General features: G+C 32.2%; 2 protein-coding genes. Both read left to right on the forward strand.

Annotated elements, in window-relative coordinates; translation table 11 throughout:
* A partial coding sequence (locus tag Q0352_RS11865; protein ID WP_299527766.1) for a hypothetical protein occupies positions 1-1,186 on the forward strand: 1,186 nt, incomplete at its 5' end.
* 152 nt (positions 1,187-1,338) lie between these two features.
* Positions 1,339-2,028, forward strand: a 690-nt coding sequence (locus Q0352_RS11870; RefSeq protein WP_299527768.1) for an alpha-amylase family glycosyl hydrolase, incomplete at its 3' end; no start/stop codon positions are given.

Genomic DNA, 2,028 nt, shown 5'->3' on the forward strand with positions numbered 1-2,028 from the left:
GTTTTACGCAGTAGCTGATTTTTACCCAGAAGAAAAAGGATATGAACCAATACTCCGCTCAGTTGCAGATAAGTTTTACTTAGCGGATTCAGTATTACAAGGGAACTATAACTATTCTTTCTTTGATTATGCAAGTATGCAGCCAAAGAAGAGCTCGCTTTGCACACAACAGGATGTCGCAGCTGGGCATTCTTACGTTTTGTATTCAGCCTATCAAAAATTTAAAGACCCAAAATATTTAGAAGGAGCAAAATCATCTTTAGAAGCACTTTTAAATCAGAAAGAGAATACATTTTACGAAGTTTTAATGCCCTTTGGAGCCTATATTGCTGCAAGATTGAATGCAGAAGAAGGAACTAACTATGATTTTTCAAAAATATTAGCCTGGACCTTCGATGGAGACTCTGCTTGTCGAACAGGCTGGGGAGTACTTCTTGATAATTGGAATGGATATGATGTATCAGGATTAGTAGGTAGTACCACTCACAATGGAGGATTTGCCTTTTTAATGAACACTTTTGATACTATGTGGCCATTGGTTGCCATGGTTCGCTATGATCAGCGGTATGCAAATACTATAGGGAAATGGATGTTGAATGCAGCGAATGCAGCGAAATTTTTCTATCCTTATGAAATAGCAGATAATCATCAAACAATACCTGAATTTAAAGAGTATACAAAAGGTGTTATAGCATATGAAGGATTAATAAAAGAGCCTCATTTTGATAAATATAAAGAAATACAAGCGCCAGTTGCAATTGGTGATGGTCCACATTGGGTAAAAGGAAATCCAGATGTTTCTCAGTTTAGTGTATATGGAAGTGGACACGTTGGAATTGCAGGAGCTATTATTTCAAGAACCAATATTGAGAATATCTTACAATTGGATTTATTGGCTACAGATTTTTATAGTAACGAAGCATTTCCAAGCTATCTGTATTATAACCCAAACCCAGAATTTAAAGAAGTAACAATTTCAATAGGAAAACAAGAATTAAAGATTTACGATGCCATCCAAAGATCGTTTATTGCTAAAAATGTAACAGGTAGTTTTACTTTCAAGATTGGTAAAGAAAATTCTTCTTTATTGGTTTTAGTGCCTCAGAATACTGAAATATCAGAAAAAGACGGAAAATTGTATGCCAATGATATTGTTATTGATTACAGATACATAGATGTAAATTAATAAGGGGATTCTTTAATCTCATTTTGTTTTTATTGGAATAATTAATTTCACACTAATTTTTTAAATTCAACACAATGAAATACCTTAAATTAACAATATTAAGTGTGTTTATACTTATACTGTTTTCATGTAATAGAGAAAAAATAATAAATATGGATAAAACATGGTGGAAAGAGACTGTTTTCTATGAAATTTATATGCCCAGTTATAAGGATAGCAATGGTGACGGTTTTAGTGATTTTAATGGACTAACTTCAAAATTGGATTATATTGAAAACTTAGGGGTTAAAGGTATTTGGCTAACACCGTTTTTAAAATCACCAAAAGTAGATAATGGCTATGATGTGAGTAATTATTACGAAGTTGATTCTACATATGGGTCATTAGATGATTTTAAATTTTTCTTGAGCGAAGCACATAAAAGAGATGTAAAAATAATTATGGATTTGGTAGTTAACCACACTTCTACTGAATCAAAATGGTTTCAGGAATCAAAAAAATCAAAAGACAATCCCTATAGAGATTATTATATTTGGAAGGATAAACCTAATAATTGGGAATCATTTTTTGGAGGATCTGCTTGGGAATTGGATAGTATTACAAACCAATATTACTATCATCAGTTTGATGTAAAAATGGCTGACCTTAATTGGAATAACCCAACAGTTGTTCAAGAAATTCAAAATGTTTTAAGATTCTGGTTAGATTTAGGTGTTGATGGATTTCGATTGGATGTTATAAATTTTTTAACAACAGAAGGAATTACTTTGGACAATCCAACAAACGAAAAAGCAGCACAGGAACATTTAAATGATATCAATCAAAAAGGGGTGAAAGAAGCC

The sequence above is a fragment of the uncultured Lutibacter sp. genome (genome assembly GCF_937891065.1).
Taxonomy (GTDB): domain Bacteria; phylum Bacteroidota; class Bacteroidia; order Flavobacteriales; family Flavobacteriaceae; genus Lutibacter.